The sequence below is a fragment of the Bradyrhizobium diversitatis genome (genome assembly GCF_016031635.1).
GTDB classification, from domain to species: domain Bacteria; phylum Pseudomonadota; class Alphaproteobacteria; order Rhizobiales; family Xanthobacteraceae; genus Bradyrhizobium; species Bradyrhizobium diversitatis.
Map to the genome: position 1 here is coordinate 201913 of NZ_JACEGD010000008.1, position 16340 is coordinate 218252.

Genomic DNA, 16340 nt, shown 5'->3' on the forward strand with positions numbered 1-16340 from the left:
GACAATTTGTATGAATGACCACACGCGGCTCCGCGACGGCCATGTAAGCCAACATGGGCCGCACGGCGAGCTGGAGGGGTCGATGGCGGCGGTGGCGTTGGCCGCCGATTCGGCCATTGGCGTGCAAGGGCCGGGAACCGGCGTCTATGCGGCGCTGGACCTCGGCACCAACAATTGCAGGCTGCTGATCGCCTGTCCGACCCAGGACGGCTTTCGCGTGGTCGATTCCTTCTCACGCATCATCCGGCTCGGCGAGGGCGTCTCCGCGACCGGGTGCATCAGCGAGGCCGCGATCGAGCGCGCCATCGCGGCGCTCAGCATTTGCCGCGACAAGATCAATCTGCGGAAGGCGCGGCGGCTGCGGCTGATCGCGACCGAAGCCTGCCGTGCGGCCTCGAACGCGGAAGGGTTCCGCAGCCGCGTCGCGGCCGAGACCGGCATCGAGCTCGAGGTGATCGACCGCGAGACCGAGGCCTCTCTCGCCGTGCTCGGCTGTTCGCCGCTGGTCGACCCCAGAGGACGCGGCGCGATCCTGTTCGACATCGGCGGCGGCTCGACCGAGCTGGTGCGGATCGAGCGCGACCCGGAAAACCCGGAGCCGCGCATCAAGGCCTGGATGTCGATCCCGTACGGTGTGGTCACGCTCGCCGAGCAGTTCGGCGGCCGCGACGTGACGCCCGGGATCTATGCCGCGATGGAGCGGGAGGTCGCAAACCATGTCGCCCCGTTCGCGGAGGAGTACGGCCGCGATCTCGCCGACATGCACCTGCTCGGCACGTCCGGCACGGTGACGACGCTCGCCGGCATCCATCTCAACCTCGCGCGCTACGACCGCCGCCGTATCGACAGCATCTGGATGAACGATGCCGATATCACCGCGACCATCAGCAGGCTGCTCGGCATGAGCTACGAGGAGCGCGCGAACAACAGCTGCATCAGCGTCGAGCGCGCCGACCTCGTGCTGGCGGGCTGCGCCATTCTCGACGCTATCCGCCGCGCCTTTCCGCTGCCGCGCCTGCGTGTCGCCGACCGCGGCTTGCGCGAGGGCATGCTGGTCGAGATGATGCGCGAAGACGGCGCGCTCAGGAGCTGGTGAGTATGGCCAAGGACACCACCGGCCGCTTGCACGTTCAGGTCAAGACCGGCGGCAAGCGCAAATTGTCGTCGAAGCTGTGGCTGGAGCGGCAGCTCAACGATCCCTATGTCGCCAAGGCCAAGGCCGCCGGCTATCGCTCGCGCGCGGCGTTCAAGCTCCTCGAGATCGATGACAAGTATCGGCTGTTGAAACCCGGCATGGCGGTGGTCGATCTCGGCGCGGCCCCCGGCGGCTGGAGCCAGATCGCCGCCAAGCGCGTCGGATCGACGGAAGGCAAGGGCAAGGTCGTCGCGATCGATCTGTTGGAGATGCCCGAGATTCCCGGCGTCGATTTCGCGCAGCTCGACTTCATGGATCATGACGTCCCCGAAAAGCTCACCGCGATGCTGGGCGGCAAGGCCGACGTCGTGATGTCCGACATGGCCGCCAACACGACCGGCCACCGCAAGACCGACCAGCTCCGCATCGTCGGCCTGGTCGAGACGGCCGCTGCGTTTGCCTGCGACGTGCTCAAGCCCGGCGGCACGTTCCTCGCGAAGACGTTCCAGAGCGGCGCCGACGCCGAGCTGCTCACCCAGCTCAAGCGCGACTTTGCCACGGTGCGCCATGTGAAGCCCGCCGCGAGCCGGCAGGATTCCTCGGAGCGCTACGTGCTCGCGACGGGATTTCGCGGGGGGACACAGCAGTAGCCACATCATCCGTCATTGCGAGGAGCGTAGCGACGAAGCAATCCAGGCTGTTGCCGCGGAGGCATTCTGGATTGCTTCGCTGCGCTCGCAATGACGAGCGAGAAACTACCCCAGCCGTTGGTCCCGCACGTCCTGCGTATCCTCGCTCGCCGCCTTGACGGCAGCCTTCTCCGCGCCCTTGCCGGCGCCCTTGCGGCTCGCGATCTCCGCCGCCTTGCGGCCGGAGATCTCGTGGCCGGCATCCGCGGGCATCTGCCAGAAGAACCAGCTCGACGCCGCAGAGGTCAGCGCTACAACGACGAAGGCCGGCGCGAACACGGTGGCATTGAGCTCGCTGACATGGTGCAGCCACATCGTGGTTTCCACGCTCGCCGCGCCGACGGCGACGCCGGCCGAGACCGCGAGCTGCTGGTTGACGCTGACGAGGGTGGTAGCACGGCTCATCTGCGCGGTCTCGACCTCGGCATAGGCGACCGTGTTGATCGCGGTGAACTCGAGCGAGCGGAAGAAGCCGCCGACCACCAGGATGACCATGATGATCAGCAGCGGCGTCGCCACCGTGAACAGCGCGCAGACGCCGAGGAAGAACGCGCTGACGATCGCGTTCACCGTCATCAGATTGCGGAAGCCGAAGGTGCGGATGATGCGGGCGGCCAGTGTCTTCATGCCCATCGCGCCGAGCGAGGAGGCGAAGGTGACGAGGCCGGAATGGAACGGCGTCAGCCCGAAGCCGATTTGCATCAAGAGCGGCAGCAGGAACGGCAGCGCGCCGATGCCGAGGCGGAACAGGAAGCCGCCGAACACGGCCGCGCGCAGCGTCGGCAGCTTCAGAAGTGAGAAATCCAGCACCGGCGATCCCGTGCGCCGGGCATGCATGACGTAGAGCGTCATCGAGATCGCGCCGCCCGCGACCAGCGCGGCAACGGTGCTCCACGGCAGCAGATTGAGGCCGGCAACCGACAGGCCGAAGGCGATGCCTGCGAGCCCCAGCCCAGCGAGCACCATGCCGTAGAGATCGAACGGCTCGCGTTCCTCGCTCTTGATCGGGTCGATGAAGCGCAGCGCCATGAAGATGCCGAGCAGCCCGATCGGGATGTTGATCAGGAAGATCCAGTGCCAGGACGCGTAGGTGGTGATGAAGCCACCGAGCGGCGGGCCGATCACGGGGCCTATGAGGGCAGGGACCGTCACCCAGGCCATGGCATTGACCAGCGCACTCTTGTCGACCGAGCGCAGCAGCACGAGGCGCCCGACCGGCGTCATCATCGCGCCGCCCATGCCTTGCAGGATGCGTGCGAAGACGAAGTCGGTGACCGAGGTCGAGAGCGCGCAGCCCACCGAGCCGACCATGAACACCCCGACCGCGATCGCGAACACCATGCGTGCGCCGAACCGGTCGGCGGTCCAGCCGCTCGCTGGAATGAACACCGCCAGCGACAGCAGATAGGAGGTGATCGCGAGCTTCAGCGTCAGCGGGCTGGTGCCGATGTCGGCCGCGATCGCCGGCAGCGAGGTGGCGATCACCGTCGAGTCCATGTTCTCCATGAAGAGAGCAGTGGCCACGATCAGCGGGATGACGCGTTGCTTGTCGACCATGACGGATTGGTAATGAAATCGGAAGGAAGGGCGGAGCTGCGGCTTATCATTGCCACCAGGCGGAGACCATTGTGGATCGGCGCATGGCACCTAAGTCCCGCGTAACAACGGTGTGACCCTGCGTCTCCGTCATTTCGGGGCGTCGCTTCTCGCTCCGCCGTCATTCCGGGGCGCGCCCCGTGGCGCGAGCTATGGTGCGCAATTGCGCACCCGAGAATCCATCGGACCGCAAGATCCGCTGCGAGATGGATTCCGGGTTCGCGACTTCGTCGCGCCCCGGAATCACGGCGGAGGGGGCGGCGTACCGACCCCACCCAGCTGAATCGGCCAAAAAACCCCTGTGCATGGCTGGCCGGCGGCCCGAATTGCTTTGATTCGTCACGCGGCCGTGCTATCGACCCGCGTCAACCCCACCGATGGGCTCCGATTCTCCGGCGATGCCGCAAGGTACGCCGAGGGCGGCGCTCATCCATAAGCATTTGCGGCAGGGCCGCAGGAAGGAGTTGGCAGATGGCCACGGTGCAACTTCAAGGCATCCGCGAAGCCCTTACGTTCGACGACGTGCTGTTGAAGCCGGGCCTGTCCGATGTCATGCCGGGCGAGGTCGACATCCGTTCCCGCGTCACCCGCGCCATTCCGCTCAATATTCCGATCATGGCCTCCGCCATGGACACGGTCACCGAGGCCCGCATGGCGATCGCCATGGCGCAGGCCGGCGGCCTTGGCGTCATCCACCGCAATTTCGATCCCGAAGGGCAGGCCGCCCAGGTGCGGCAGGTCAAACGCTACGAGTCCGGCATGGTGGTGAACCCGCTCACCATCAGCCCCGACGCCACGCTCGACGACGCGCTGAAGCTGATGAGCGATCACGGCATCTCCGGCATTCCCGTCGTCACCGGCGCGGGCAAGTCCACGCCCGGCAAGCTGGTCGGCATTCTCACCAACCGTGACGTGCGGTTTGCGACCAATCGCCAGCAAAAAATCTCCGAGCTGATGACGCACGAAAACCTCGTCACGGTCCGTGAGAATGTCAGCCAGGACGAGGCCCGGCGGATGCTGCACCAGCACCGCATCGAGAAGCTGCTCGTCGTCGACGAGCAATATCGCTGCGTCGGTCTCATCACCGTGAAGGACATGGAGAAGGCGGTCGCCCATCCGCTCGCCTGCAAGGACGCGCAAGGGCGCCTGCGCGTCGCCGCGGCTACCACCGTCGGCGACACCGGCTTCGAGCGCACCGAGCGCCTGATCGATGCCGGCGTCGACCTCGTCGTCGTCGACACCGCGCATGGCCATTCCCGTCACGTGCTGCACGCGGTGAACCGCATCAAGCGTCTGTCCAACTCGGTGCAGGTCGTCGCCGGCAACGTCGCCACCACCGAAGGCGCGCAGGCGCTGATCGACGCGGGCGCGGATTGCATCAAGGTCGGCATCGGCCCGGGCTCGATCTGCACCACCCGCATCGTCGCCGGCGTCGGCGTTCCCCAGCTCACCGCGATCATGGATGCGGTCGAAGCGGCGAAGAAGGCCGACATTCCCGTCATCGCCGACGGCGGCATCAAATATTCCGGCGACCTTGCGAAAGCGCTTGCCGCCGGTGCCGACATCGCCATGGTGGGCTCGCTGCTCGCCGGCACCGACGAGACGCCCGGAGAAGTGTTCTTGTGGCAGGGCCGCTCCTACAAGGCCTATCGCGGCATGGGCTCGGTCGGCGCGATGGCGCGCGGATCGGCCGACCGCTATTTCCAGCAGGACATCAAGGACACGCTCAAGCTCGTGCCTGAAGGAATCGAGGGCCAGGTGCCCTACAAGGGCGCGGTCGGCCACGTCATGCACCAGCTCGCCGGCGGCCTGCGCGCTGCGATGGGCTATGTCGGCGCCCGCGACATGAAGGAGCTGCACGACAAGGCCCAGTTCGTCCGCATCACCGGCGCGGGCTTGCGCGAAAGCCACGTCCACGACGTGACGATCACGCGCGAGAGCCCGAACTATCCGGGCGGGGGTTAGTTCTACTCTCACCTTTGACGCCGCGCTCGTGCCCCGGACGCAGCGCAGCGCTTCTTCAGCGGTGCGCTGCAGAGCCGGGGCCCATCGCGAGGCTTGGTCGCGTTTCGCGATCTGGGTCCCGGCTCTGCGCAGCAGCGCAAGAGCGCTGCAGCGCGTCCGGGACAGGAGGGATGCGCGTGACGAAACGCCATCAAACTCCATCGCTTTTATATTGACGCGCTTCTCTCCCTCCGCTTCGCTCGCGCCGACAAGCAATCCGGAGGAAGCCATGGTCCAAGCCAAACGCATCGTTCTCGCCGCGCGTCCCGCCGGCGAACCCAAGCCGTCTGATTTTCGCCTGGAGGAATTTGCCGTTCCGACGCCCGGACCGAGCGAAGTCCTGTTGCGCACGATCTGGCTGTCGCTCGATCCCTATATGCGCGGGCGCATGAGCGAGGGGCCGTCCTACGCTGCACCGGTGCCAATCGGCGGGGTGATGGAAGGTGAGGCGGTCAGCGAGGTTGCGGCCTCCAACAATCCCGATTTCGCGGTCGGCGACATCGTGCGCATCCGCTCCGGTTGGCAGACGCATGCGATCTCGAACGGCAAGGGCCTGATCAAGGTCGATCCCAAGCTCGGGCCGATCTCGACCTCGATCGGCGTGCTCGGCATGCCCGGCATGACGGCCTACACGGGCCTGCTCGACATCGGCAAGCCGCAACCCGGCGAGACCGTCGTCGTTGCCGGTGCTTCCGGCGCGGTCGGCTCGGCCGTCGGCCAGATCGCCAGGATCAAGGGCGCACGCGCGGTCGGCATCGCCGGCGGCAAGGACAAGTGCGACTATGTGGTGAAGGAGCTCGGCTTCGACGAGTGTCTCGATCACCGCGAAACCGATTTTCCGGCCAAGCTGAAGTTCGCCTGCCCGAAGGGCATCGACGTCTATTTCGAGAATGTCGGCGGCGCCGTGTTCGAGGCGGTGTTCCCGCTGCTCAATCCGTTCGCGCGCGTGCCGGTCTGTGGCCTGATCGCCCATTACAACGACACCGAGGCCAAGCCGCCGAAATGGGCCGGCGCAATGATGCGCAACATCCTCACCAAGCGGCTGACCTTCCGCGGCTTCATCGTCTCCGACTTTGCTGCCCGCCATGGCGACTTCCTTCGCGACATGTCGACTTGGGTCCGCGAGGGCAAGGTCAAGTACAAGGAGTTCGTGACCGAGGGCCTGGAGAGCGCGCCGGCTGCCTTCATGGGCCTCCTGAAGGGCGCCAATTTCGGCAAGCAGCTGGTGCGGGTCGGGCCGGACAAGGCCTGAGCCGCCGCTTCCGGCCCCGGAAGGGCCGGGAATGGTTAAGAAAGAGTCACCGATCGGCCACACCTGCTCGCAAAAACCGCAGGTGGGTGTGCCGGTCGATTGACGGGCCGACGAAGGCATTGAATCATCGCGCATATTTCAGGTGTTGCGATGTTAGAGATTGGTATTTTCTGCGTCATTGTGCTGGCCGCCGCCTATTGGGCGACCATGTTCGTCATGGGCCGTCGCGACGACGTCATCCATGGCAAGTTCGTCCACGTCGACGACGAGGGCGATTTCACGCAGGCCGCGATGCCGGTGCCGCCGCCGCCATTCCCGAAGCGTCCGGTCAAGGTTGCGCAAGCTCCAGGGCCACCGCCCGCCAATGATCTGGCGGCCAAACCGGTGAACAGCGAGGCTCTGCAATCCCTGCTCGCAGCGATCCAGCAGGATCTCAAGAGCGTCGCCTGAGAACCGGTCGCGAGCTAATGCTCGCCGCCCATCTGGACGAGCAGCTCCTCGATGTCGACGTCCACCTGGCCCGCTGCGCGGACGTGACGAACCTCGAGACTGTCGGGCTGGAAGCGGTATTCGACGAGCCCGACTTCCTTGATCGCGATCCGGTCCTGGCGCTGATCGTTGATGACGAAACCGGCCGACGGCGCCCAGACGTGGCGGGTGCGGCGCCAGGTGAAGTCGCGGCGCTGGTGCACGTGACCGCTGGCGATGAGACGCAGGTCGATAGTCCCGAACATCTCGATCAGCCGCGCCCGCGCCGGCTGCGGCACATAGCGGATCGAGGTCTCCGGCGTCTCGGGGTCGTCGGGCAGGTTGAGAAACAGCGGCTTGTGCAGGAACAGCGCGACCGGCCTGCCGTTCGCGCGCGATAGCTCGGAGGCGAGCCAGTCGAACTGCTCGGCCTCGAAGGCGAGTCCCGAATTCATCACCAGCGAGTTGAGGCCGATGAAGCGCCAGCCCGCGGCGTCGAACGACCAATGGTCTTCGCCGATGATGTCGCAAAATTGCCGGCGGTGAACCGGGCTGACCGGCGGCTTCGGCGCCGGCCCGATCGCGGTCGGATTGTCGCCGATGTCGTGATTGCCGGGCAGGTAGCGGCAGGCGACGGGTAGGGCGTCGTGCAGGCCCTTCGCGAATTCGGCGTCGTCGTGGCCGGCCGGCCCGTCGAACGAGACGTCGCCGGTGTTGACGACGAGATCGGGCCTGTCGGCGTCGATGTGCTCGCTGACGCGGTGGAAGTTGGCGATCAGGCCGGGAAAGCGCCGGCCGAGATGGGTGTCGGAAATCTGGGTCAGGCGAAATTCGGGCATGCGATCATCCTACCCGTCGTCGCGCGTCGGAACGATGACGGCGCGGGCATGGATCGCAACGAACAAAGTTTAAAGCACGCGGTAGCGGATGGTGTAGCCGTCCTGCAGGGCGACAGGGCCGGCGAGCGGCGAGGCGATGCGATCGGCGAGATGCCAGGGGCCGAAATCGCTTTAGCTGTCGATGATTGGTCGCAAGGCCGGGAACGCCGGTTCAAGTCGTTCATTGTCAGCGGCAGAAGTCGCGGCTAATGACGGTCGGCGGCATTTCGCCTCTCGGGAAAGTTCCGATGTCCGTTCAAATGGTTTTGCTGCCGGTGTTCGTGCAGGTCGCTCTCACCTTCGCGCTTCTGATCGGCATGGTCGTCGCGCGCCGCAAGACGCTGGTCTCCGGCGAAACCAGGATTCGCGACATTGCGCTGGGCGAGCCGAACTGGCCGCAGGGCGCCACACAAATCGCCAATTGCTACCGCAACCAGTTCGAGCTGCCGGTGCTGTTCTACGTCCTGATCGCGCTGGCATTGCCTTTGCGCCGCGCCGATCTCTTCATCGTGCTGATGTCCTGGGTGTTCGTCGTGGCGCGCTTTGCCCATGCCGGGATCTTCGTGTCCTCGAACGATCTGGGCCGGCGCTCCACCGTCTGGCTTGCCGGCGTGCTGGTGCTGCTGGCGATGTGGATCTACTTCGCGCTGAAACTCTTGCTGCTGATCTAGGCGCTTGCGCGCCGCTTGAAAGAATTCAAATGACCCCCGCTGCCCGGCTGTCCGCAGCCATCGAACTGATCGACACCATCGAGAGGGACCGCGTGCCCGCGGCCAAGGCGCTGAAGGAGTGGGGCACCGCGCACCGCTTTGCCGGCTCGGGCGACCGCGCCGCGATCGCCGGTCTCGTCTGGGACGTGCTGCGCCGCTACGCCTCGAGCGCGTTCCTGATGGATTCCGATACCGCGCGGGCGCGCCTGATCGGCATGCTCCGCCTTGAGCGCAATATGGACACCGCCACCATGGCCGCGATGTTCGACGGCAGCCGGTTCGCGCCGGCGCCGCTGACCGAGGCCGAGCAGGCCGCGCTCGCCTCGCGCTCCCTGAAGGACGCGCCTGCCGCCGTGGCCGGCGACTATCCCGAATGGCTGGATCCGCATCTTGAAAAAGTCTTCGGCGACGACCGTGCTGCGGAAGCCGCCGCGATGGCGAGCCGGGCGCCGCTGGACTTGCGCGTCAACACGCTAAAGTCCAATCGCGACAAGGTGCTGCGTGCACTTGCTCATCTTCATGCGAAACCGACGCCGTGGTCGGCAACGGGCCTACGCATCGAGCTTTCAGCCGATGCGCGCAACCCGGGCGTCCAGGCGGAAGAGGATTTCATCAAGGGCGCCATTGAAGTGCAGGATGAAGGATCGCAGCTGGCGGCCCAGCTTACCGCGGCAAAGCCCGGCGAGCAGGTGATCGATCTCTGCGCCGGCGCCGGCGGCAAGACGCTGGCGCTCGCCGCCCTGATGCAGGGGAAGGGTCGCCTGATCGCGACCGACCGCGACAAGCGCCAGCTCGCCCCGATCCATGAGCGGCTGTCGCGCGCCGGCGTCCACAATGCCGACGTTCGCACGCCCAAGGGCGAGACCGATCCGCTGGCGGACATTCGCGCCTCGGCCGACCTCGTCGTGATCGACGCCCCCTGCACAGGAACCGGCACTTGGCGCCGCAACCCCGATGCCAAATGGCGCATGCGCCCCGGCGCGCTGGAGATCCGCCTGCGCGACCAGGCCGAGGTGCTCGCGCGCGCCGTGCCGCTGGTGAAGCCAGGTGGCCGCATCGCCTACATCACCTGCTCGGTGCTGGCGGAGGAGAACGGCGAGCAGGTGAGGGCATTCGTCGCGCGCCATCCCGAGTTCGGCGTGGTGCCGCCCGAGCAGACCGCGAGCGTGCTCTGGGACAAGGCGGAAGCTTTTGGCGAGGCCGCGCTGCAGTCGGGCGAGGGCTGGCTGATGACGCCGCTCCGCACGGGAACGGACGGGTTCTTCGTGTCAGTGCTGCGGAAGGCGGGCTGACCGCACCCCGCCGTCATTCCGGGGCTCGCGATGCGAGCACCCGGAATCCATGGAGCCGCAGAGAATCGCCGTGCGATGGATTCCGGGTTCGCCCTCCGGGCGCCCCGGAATGACAGGGGGCCAAAACAAAAGCCCCGCGGACCGGATCCCGGTCGCGGGGCGTTCTTGTTCTAGCGTTCTGCCGGTACGTCCGTGGTCAGAACGTTGCGCGGGCGTTAGCCGACGCGGAGATTGTCAGCCGAGGACTTGCCGCTGCGGCGGTCGGCGACGATGTCGAACGAGACCTTCTGGCCCTCGTTGAGGGTGGAGAGGCCGGCGCGCTCGACCGCGCTGATGTGCACGAACACGTCCTTCTGGCCGTCGTCCGGCTGGATGAAACCATAACCCTTTTGGGTGTTGAACCACTTCACGGTGCCCATAGCCATGGGAATTTCCTTTGTTAGAGAGGGTACGCACGCGGACCGGTACGCGTCGCTGCGCCCTTGATCCTGTTCAGTCGATGTTTGGAGAAGTCATCTGAAGCGTGCGCGCCCGTCTGTAACGAAGCGAAGCGGCCCAGTCGTTCGGCCAAGTATCGATGATCACAATATAGCGAGAATTTGGGGCTACTTCAAGGCACCACCCGCGGCTCGGGATGTCGCCCGTCTTTGCTATTTTGCGGTGCAAATTAACCGTCACGGGGCGCCTCAATCGACGATGAAAAGTGTGGCGCCGGTGGCCGTCGAGGACCGGTGTGCGGCGTCGCCGAAGTCCGAGACCTGGTAGCTCATGCCTGCGGTCAGCTTGAATTTGCGCCCGTCGCGCAGCTCGGAGTCGAGCTCGCCCTGCAGCACGTAGAGCACGTGGCCGCGATCGCACCAATGATCGGCGAGATAGCCCGGCGAATATTCCACCATCCGCACCCGGAGATCGCCGATATTGAGCGTGCGCCACTTGGCCTCACCGCTCTCGCCGGGATGCGTGGTCGCCTCGATCCGGCTCCAGTCGGTGACGGTAAAGGGGGAGGTGGGGAGTTTCATGGGAGAGAATCCGGTCGATGCGGTTTGTTGCGATCTCCTCATAGCCGCAAACGCGACGGTCGCAAGCCGTTGGCGCCGGCCGGCGCCCACGGCGGCGGTCGACTAGACGTCGAGTTCGGCCCAGATCGCCGCATGATCGGACGCGGCCTCGACCTCTCTGGTGATCTCCGGAAAATGCGGGAATAGGTCGCCGTTCTTGCCGCCCCAGACCCCCATGCGGAAGATGCCGCCGGCGGTCGCCTTGTCGAACAGGGCCGGTGATAGCAGGATGTAGTCGATCTTGTTCGAGGCGGTACCGTTCTTGAACGTGCCGGGGCGCCCGCCGTCGTCGAACCCTTCGAGCTCGCTGATGTCCTTCAGTCCGGTCTGATGAAACAGGGGGCTGAGGGGATCGCTGTCCGGTGTGTCGTTCAAGTCGCCGATCACCGCGATGAAGTCGTGCTTCTGGCGAAGCTGCCGATAGATGGTTGCGGTGCGCGCGGCCTGGCGTTTCCGCTTCGCGTTCGAGGTCGCCGGGGAGCCGAATCCCTTGCTCTTGAAGTGATTGGCGAGCACGACGAGCGAACTTCCCGCTGCGGTCTGAATCTCGAATTGCGCGCAATCCCGGCTGAACACGAGTCCTTGCAGAACCGGACGAGGGCGGGCCGGCTTTCCGCCTCGACGACGCCGAGCACGTCCGCATCGATCGCCTTCATGACCCGGGCGGTATTGCGTGTTGCCTCTTCGTTGACCTGCTCCAGCTGGAGGTCGACCCAGCCGATCCAGTCGTCTCGGCCGTTGGCCACGACGTCAATCGGCTTGCCTTGTGGCCGCTTGACGAGATGGCCGCGATTCTGCCGCAGGATCGCGTATTTGCTCTCGTCCGATTTCTTGAGGCCGAGAGTATCGAGCAGTTCGACGATCTTCTTCTTGTCGTTCGCGGTGTACCTGTGCTTGCCGAGGATGGCGTTGATGTCTGCCTCCGCCTTCAGGACGGTCTTGCCTTCCTCCGAAAAGCCGGGGCCACTGAGCGCACGCGCGCGCATGAAAAGGTTTTCCACGTTGAAGGATGCAAGCTTCATGAAAATCTCCCAGGGATGAAAATGAATTTCAATCAGTAGTAGAGATTACCAGACGGCTCGCATCCGGTCGAGGCGCGCGGATCGTCGCAGCCGGCACCGGGGAGCGCCGGCCTTCGTCCTATTGTCACAATGGAGTCCGTAGGACTGTTATCCCATGAAATAGTTCGCCGATCCCCGCACGATCAGCACCGCTTCGTTCACCCGCGCAGGAGATGGCATCTCCCTGATCGACCCTTTGTCAGAGCGGGTCGATAATAGGTCAATATTACTGACATATATCCGCTCGTCCATGCCCAAAGAAGCATGTGGGCGCGCGGCGTGCGCGGTTGCGGCGCGCCCGCTGCCAGCGTATCTGCTGGCCATGACAGCAGCACAGAACGACCGCTCCGCGTCGACGCCCTCGGTGGCCTCGGCGCACGACAAGATTCTCATCGTCGACTTCGGCAGCCAGGTGACGCAGCTGATTGCGCGCCGCGTGCGCGAGGACGGCGTCTATTGCGAGATCGTGCCGTTCAACAAGGCCGAAGAGGCCTTCAAGGAGATGAAGCCGAGGGCGGTGATCCTCTCCGGCGGCCCAGAGTCCGTACACGAGGCCGGCTCGCCCCGCGCGCCGCAATTGATCTTCGCCTCCGGCGTGCCCGTGATGGGCATCTGCTACGGCCAGATGACCATGGCGGCGCAGCTGGGCGGCGAGGTCGAGGGCGGCCATCACCGCGAATTCGGCCGCGCCGATGTCGAGGTCAAGGCCGAGAGCAAGCTGTTCGAGGACGTCTGGTCGTCAGGCAGCAAAAACCAGGTCTGGATGAGCCATGGCGACCGCATCACCAGGATGCCGCCCGGCTTCTCCGTCGCCGGCACCTCGCCGAACGCGCCGTTCGCGATCATCCAGGACGAGACGCGCAAATATTACGGCCTGATGTTCCACCCCGAAGTGGTGCACACGCCCGACGGCGCCAAGCTCATCCGCAACTTCGTGCGCAAGATCGCCGGCCTTACCGGCGACTGGACCATGCGCGCCTTCCGCGAGGAAGAGATCGCCAAGATCCGCGCCCAGGTCGGCAAGGGCAGGGTGATCTGTGGCCTCTCCGGCGGCGTCGATTCGGCCGTCGCGGCCGTGCTGATTCACGAGGCCATCGGCGACCAGCTGACGTGTGTGTTCGTCGATCATGGCTTGATGCGCCTCAACGAGGCCGAGCAGGTGGTCGACCTGTTCCGCCACCACTACAACATCCCGCTCGTGCACGTGGACGCGTCCAAGCAATTCCTCGGCGAACTCGAAGGCGTCACCGACCCGGAAGCAAAGCGCAAGACCATCGGCCGCCTCTTCATCGAGGTGTTCGAGGCTGAGGCCAAGAAGATCGGCGGCGCCGATTTCCTCGCGCAAGGCACGCTCTATCCCGATGTGATCGAGAGCGTCTCCTTCACCGGCGGACCTTCCGTCACCATCAAGTCGCACCACAATGTCGGCGGCCTGCCCGAGCGCATGAACATGAAGCTCGTCGAGCCCCTGCGCGAGCTGTTCAAGGACGAGGTGCGCAAGCTCGGCCGTGAACTGGGCCTGCCCGAAATCTTCGTCGGCCGTCACCCCTTCCCGGGCCCCGGCCTCGCCATCCGCTGCCCCGGCGACATCACCAAGGACAAGCTCGACATTCTGCGCAAGGCGGACGCCGTCTACATCGACCAGATCCGCAAGCACGGCCTCTACGACGAGATCTGGCAGGCCTTCGCCGTGCTGCTCCCGGTCAAGACCGTCGGCGTCATGGGCGACGGCCGCACTTACGACTACGTGGTTGGGCTCCGCGCCGTCACCTCGACCGACGGCATGACCGCGGATTTCTACCAGTTCGACATGAAGTTTCTGGGCGAGACCGCGACGCGGATCATCAACGAGGTGAAGGGCGTGAACCGGGTGGTCTATGATGTGACCAGCAAGCCGCCCGGGACGATTGAGTGGGAATAATTCGGGCCCAGCCGGCGCTATCCCGTTCTATCCAATTGCACGAATTAACAGACTGATTTTACGATCGAATTCGTCATCGACATTCGAGAACTATCGACACGCATAAATCCGGACAGACGGGGCGCCTGACGGTGTCGCCGTCCATTGAAACTATCGATCCTGATCAATACCGTCACACGCGATGCTGCGTCTGACGGTATTTTTCTTTGTCTAAGTATCTGCAAAACGAGGAAATCTCCGGTCAAACGCGGCTCAAAAATCGCTGACGGTATTTTGCCCGGAGGGGAAGTCCTTGCTGACAGACGCTGCGCTTAAGGCACTGAGACCAAAGGAAAAATCGTACAAGGTGACCGACCGTGACGGCATGTACGTTGTCGTCTCGCCCGCCGGGACGCTGTCGTTCAGGCTCGACTACCGTCTGCATGGTCGACGCGAGACTGTGGTTCTTGGGAAGTACGGCCCGACGGGCCTGTCGCTCGCTCGCGCTCGTGAGAAATGCATCGATGCGAGGCGCGCCATCGGTGAAGGCCGTTCACCTGCGATCGAGAAACAGCGCGAGAAGCGGCGTCTCCTTGAAGCCAGGAGTTTCGGCGAGCTGGGGGAGAAGTGGCTCGTGGCGGCTCCGATGGCTTCGCGGTCGATTGCTCTGTAACGACCACAAGACGGTCCCCCCGATGACAAGCAGGGCAACCGCACTCCCTCCAGCCAGGACCTTCCGCGACAACCGCGTCACGCGCGGTTGCTCCGCTCTCAGCCGGAACTTGCTGGACTGTTCGTCCTGTGTCTGCGGCAGAATCGCCTGCTCTCGATCACTTCCATTCCCGGCAGTCATGACGAAGGCCTCCCGTCAGTCCTGACAATTCTGACCTTCTGCTGATGCTCACCACCGAGCCGAAGTTCAGCGGCTGCAAACAGTCGATCCACGATCAACACATTGCCGTAAGCGCGGTAGTTGACGAGCCCGGTCTTGCCGTCTGAGCCGATGACAAAGAGTGGTGGCATTTCGCCTTGAACAATTCCTTGCGGAAATTCGACATAGACCTTTCTGCCGTCGTCATATGCGTTAACCGGCCGCCAGGGCGGGCTGTCACCCTCAATCGCGTAGCGGAAGACGCGCTGCGATGGGTCCGGAATGACCGGTCTCAGAGAAACAGAACGCGATTTTTCGCGCACCGTCTCGGGATAGTACCAGGCGACGGATGGCATATAGGGCCGCTCGCGGGAGCGGAGCTCGATCAGGTAGGTCCGCCGGTCGGTATTGACGACAAGGTTCGTCTCGATCGATGCGCGGGTCGGCTTCACCAGGATATGGACCCGTCGCGTGTCGCCATTGCCACTCTCGGTATCTCCCACGACCCAGCGCACAGTGTCTCCGGCCGCGACGGGACCCGATCCCGTCAATTGCTCGCCTTCCTCAAGAGCAATATCGGTGATCTGACCGGGCGCGGCGTAAACTTGATAGAGCGCCCCGGGGCTGTAGGCGTAGATCTGCGCCGCGTTGAAATACCCCCGCTTGCGCGGCTCGACGCGGGCCGCGCTGTTTGCCGTCTCAACCCGGCTTATCGGCTCGGGCTCTTCCTTCCCTCCCGACTTTCCGCCGAGAGCCGGTTTCCAGAGTGGCGGAACGTGAAGCGACTGCGCTCTATCGTCGAGAGCCACCGGAGGCGCGGGCAATGTGGGGACCTCGGCGTCGTAGCTGATCTCCGGCGGAATGTAGGTCGCGCACCCACCAAGCGCCGACGAGTAAAGCAGAAGAGCGGACAGGAAAGCTCGCTTCGAAGTCACGAATTCTGACCAGGTTGAATCGAGGATGCGAAGCGAAATGGAACGCTTCGGATGAGCGTCGTGCGTCGTCTTGGTCATTGACTCAACTCCTTTGACCAGTTGATGGCGCGGACGTAGACGCCAAGGGGGTTCTTGCGCAGGCGTTCGGCATCGCGCGGCGTCTCAATCGCGATTGTCAGAATGGCGGTCCAGCGCTCGGTCGAGCTCAACGAACCGTTGTCGTAGGTTCGTTGGACCCATGCGATCCGAAAGCTGTCCGGGGACGCGCGGATGACGCTCGAGACGTCTACGGAGATTTGTGCCTTGCCCAGCCTGGCGAACGGATCATTGTTGCGCGCAAAATCGTTGAGCGCAGCCGCCCCGCGATCGGTGGTAAAGTCATAGGCCCGCAGCCAGTTCTGGCGCAGAGCCGCCACGCCGTCCATTCGGTTGCTCCCCAGATCGCCAGCAGAACGATCAAGCCGACAACGATCACCTGGCCCCAGAGGATC

15 protein-coding genes and 4 pseudogenes are annotated in these 16340 nt (G+C 64.7%); 10 read left to right on the forward strand and 9 right to left on the reverse strand.

Annotated features, from left to right (window positions below; all coding sequences use genetic code 11):
* The first annotated feature begins 10 nt into the window (after positions 1–10).
* Positions 11–1096 carry a Ppx/GppA phosphatase family protein gene (locus H1B27_RS10040; RefSeq protein ID WP_197965930.1) on the forward strand — a complete coding sequence of 362 codons (1086 nt, stop codon included), beginning with the start codon at positions 11–13 and terminating at the stop codon, positions 1094–1096.
* 2 nt (positions 1097–1098) lie between these two features.
* A complete protein-coding gene (locus H1B27_RS10045; RefSeq protein WP_197965931.1) occupies positions 1099–1785 on the forward strand; it encodes an RlmE family RNA methyltransferase in 687 nt (228 codons plus the stop codon).
* A gap of 105 nt (positions 1786–1890) precedes the next feature.
* On the opposite strand, the gene H1B27_RS10050 is transcribed toward H1B27_RS10045, so the two are convergent.
* Positions 1891–3381 carry an MFS transporter gene (locus H1B27_RS10050; protein WP_197965932.1) on the reverse strand — a complete coding sequence of 497 codons (1491 nt, stop codon included), beginning with the start codon at positions 3379–3381 and terminating at the stop codon, positions 1891–1893.
* Positions 3382–3891: 510 nt separating this feature from the next.
* On the opposite strand from H1B27_RS10050, the gene guaB reads away from it, so the two are divergent.
* The 3 genes from guaB (at position 3892) to H1B27_RS10065 (ending at position 7126) form a co-directional block, all read left to right on the forward strand.
* On the forward strand, positions 3892–5385 hold the full coding sequence (gene guaB / locus H1B27_RS10055) for an IMP dehydrogenase (RefSeq protein ID WP_061876760.1): 1494 nt from the start codon (positions 3892–3894) through the stop codon (positions 5383–5385).
* A gap of 268 nt (positions 5386–5653) precedes the next feature.
* Positions 5654–6676 carry an NADPH-dependent curcumin/dihydrocurcumin reductase gene (gene curA / locus H1B27_RS10060; RefSeq protein WP_197965933.1) on the forward strand — a complete coding sequence of 341 codons (1023 nt, stop codon included), beginning with the start codon at positions 5654–5656 and terminating at the stop codon, positions 6674–6676.
* 150 nt (positions 6677–6826) lie between these two features.
* The gene (locus tag H1B27_RS10065; protein ID WP_197965934.1) at positions 6827–7126 is read left to right on the forward strand and encodes a hypothetical protein; all 300 of its coding nucleotides are present in this window, start codon (positions 6827–6829) and stop codon (positions 7124–7126) included.
* Positions 7127–7140: 14 nt separating this feature from the next.
* Here H1B27_RS10065 and H1B27_RS10070 read toward each other — a convergent pair whose 3' ends face one another.
* Both H1B27_RS10070 and H1B27_RS40980 read right to left on the reverse strand, forming a co-directional pair.
* On the reverse strand, positions 7141–7983 hold the full coding sequence (locus H1B27_RS10070; RefSeq protein WP_197965935.1) for a metallophosphoesterase family protein: 843 nt from the start codon (positions 7981–7983) through the stop codon (positions 7141–7143).
* Positions 7984–8052: 69 nt separating this feature from the next.
* A pseudogene (locus H1B27_RS40980) lies at positions 8053–8148 on the reverse strand (acriflavin resistance protein); the annotation flags it as partial.
* Between the two features lie 122 nt (positions 8149–8270).
* Between H1B27_RS40980 and H1B27_RS10075 the strand changes: the two are divergent.
* On the forward strand, positions 8271–8693 hold the full coding sequence (locus tag H1B27_RS10075; protein ID WP_197965936.1) for an MAPEG family protein: 423 nt from the start codon (positions 8271–8273) through the stop codon (positions 8691–8693).
* Between the two features lie 29 nt (positions 8694–8722).
* Positions 8723–10024, forward strand: a complete 1302-nt coding sequence (locus H1B27_RS10080; RefSeq protein WP_197965937.1) for an RsmB/NOP family class I SAM-dependent RNA methyltransferase — start codon at positions 8723–8725, stop codon at positions 10022–10024.
* A 215-nt stretch (positions 10025–10239) separates the two neighbouring features.
* Here the strand turns inward: H1B27_RS10080 and H1B27_RS10085 are convergent, their stop codons facing one another.
* From H1B27_RS10085 to H1B27_RS40010, 3 genes are all read right to left on the reverse strand, one after another.
* Positions 10240–10449: a cold-shock protein gene (locus H1B27_RS10085; protein WP_015686739.1), complete on the reverse strand. Its 210-nt coding sequence runs from the start codon at positions 10447–10449 to the stop codon at positions 10240–10242.
* 261 nt (positions 10450–10710) lie between these two features.
* Entirely contained in the window at positions 10711–11043 is a 333-nt protein-coding gene (locus H1B27_RS10090; protein ID WP_197965938.1) for a DHCW motif cupin fold protein, read from the reverse strand.
* Positions 11044–11145: 102 nt separating this feature from the next.
* Positions 11146–11658 carry an endonuclease/exonuclease/phosphatase family protein gene (locus tag H1B27_RS40010; RefSeq protein ID WP_246515323.1) on the reverse strand — a complete coding sequence of 171 codons (513 nt, stop codon included), beginning with the start codon at positions 11656–11658 and terminating at the stop codon, positions 11146–11148.
* Between the two features lie 206 nt (positions 11659–11864).
* On the opposite strand from H1B27_RS40010, the gene H1B27_RS40015 reads away from it, so the two are divergent.
* From H1B27_RS40015 to H1B27_RS10105, 3 genes and pseudogenes are all read left to right on the forward strand, one after another.
* Complete coding sequence (locus H1B27_RS40015) at positions 11865–12143, forward strand: hypothetical protein (protein WP_246515325.1); 279 nt, start codon at positions 11865–11867, stop codon at positions 12141–12143.
* A 322-nt stretch (positions 12144–12465) separates the two neighbouring features.
* On the forward strand, positions 12466–14064 hold the full coding sequence (gene guaA / locus H1B27_RS10100) for a glutamine-hydrolyzing GMP synthase (protein ID WP_197965939.1): 1599 nt from the start codon (positions 12466–12468) through the stop codon (positions 14062–14064).
* A gap of 292 nt (positions 14065–14356) precedes the next feature.
* Positions 14357–14713 (forward strand): annotated as a pseudogene (locus H1B27_RS10105) (Arm DNA-binding domain-containing protein); the annotation flags it as partial.
* On the opposite strand, the pseudogene H1B27_RS40020 reads toward H1B27_RS10105, so the two are convergent.
* The 3 genes and pseudogenes from H1B27_RS40020 to trbF form a co-directional block, all read right to left on the reverse strand.
* Positions 14693–14896 (reverse strand): annotated as a pseudogene (locus H1B27_RS40020) (TrbI/VirB10 family protein); the annotation flags it as partial. The pseudogenes H1B27_RS10105 and H1B27_RS40020 overlap by 21 nt on opposite strands.
* On the reverse strand, positions 14893–15927 hold the full coding sequence (trbG, locus tag H1B27_RS10110) for a P-type conjugative transfer protein TrbG (RefSeq protein ID WP_197965941.1): 1035 nt from the start codon (positions 15925–15927) through the stop codon (positions 14893–14895). The gene trbG and the pseudogene H1B27_RS40020, both read right to left, overlap by 4 nt.
* Positions 15924–16271, reverse strand: a pseudogene (gene trbF, locus H1B27_RS10115) (conjugal transfer protein TrbF); the annotation flags it as partial. The pseudogene trbF and the gene trbG, both read right to left, overlap by 4 nt.
* Positions 16272–16340: the final 69 nt, after the last annotated feature.

Bases quoted from the DNA above. Each gene is read 5' to 3' on its own strand.
- H1B27_RS10040 (WP_197965930.1), top strand. From the start codon at position 11: ATGAATGACCACACGCGGCTCCGCGACGGCCATGTAAGCCAACATGGG.
- H1B27_RS10045 (WP_197965931.1), top strand. From the start codon at position 1,099: ATGGCCAAGGACACCACCGGCCGCTTGCACGTTCAGGTCAAGACCGGC.
- H1B27_RS10050 (WP_197965932.1), bottom strand. From the start codon at position 3,381: ATGGTCGACAAGCAACGCGTCATCCCGCTGATCGTGGCCACTGCTCTC.
- guaB (WP_061876760.1), top strand. From the start codon at position 3,892: ATGGCCACGGTGCAACTTCAAGGCATCCGCGAAGCCCTTACGTTCGAC.
- curA (WP_197965933.1), top strand. From the start codon at position 5,654: ATGGTCCAAGCCAAACGCATCGTTCTCGCCGCGCGTCCCGCCGGCGAA.
- H1B27_RS10065 (WP_197965934.1), top strand. From the start codon at position 6,827: ATGTTAGAGATTGGTATTTTCTGCGTCATTGTGCTGGCCGCCGCCTAT.
- H1B27_RS10070 (WP_197965935.1), bottom strand. From the start codon at position 7,983: ATGCCCGAATTTCGCCTGACCCAGATTTCCGACACCCATCTCGGCCGG.
- H1B27_RS10075 (WP_197965936.1), top strand. From the start codon at position 8,271: ATGTCCGTTCAAATGGTTTTGCTGCCGGTGTTCGTGCAGGTCGCTCTC.
- H1B27_RS10080 (WP_197965937.1), top strand. From the start codon at position 8,723: ATGACCCCCGCTGCCCGGCTGTCCGCAGCCATCGAACTGATCGACACC.
- H1B27_RS10085 (WP_015686739.1), bottom strand. From the start codon at position 10,449: ATGGCTATGGGCACCGTGAAGTGGTTCAACACCCAAAAGGGTTATGGT.
- H1B27_RS10090 (WP_197965938.1), bottom strand. From the start codon at position 11,043: ATGAAACTCCCCACCTCCCCCTTTACCGTCACCGACTGGAGCCGGATC.
- H1B27_RS40015 (WP_246515325.1), top strand. From the start codon at position 11,865: ATGGCCGCGATTCTGCCGCAGGATCGCGTATTTGCTCTCGTCCGATTT.
- guaA (WP_197965939.1), top strand. From the start codon at position 12,466: ATGACAGCAGCACAGAACGACCGCTCCGCGTCGACGCCCTCGGTGGCC.
- trbG (WP_197965941.1), bottom strand. From the start codon at position 15,927: ATGACCAAGACGACGCACGACGCTCATCCGAAGCGTTCCATTTCGCTT.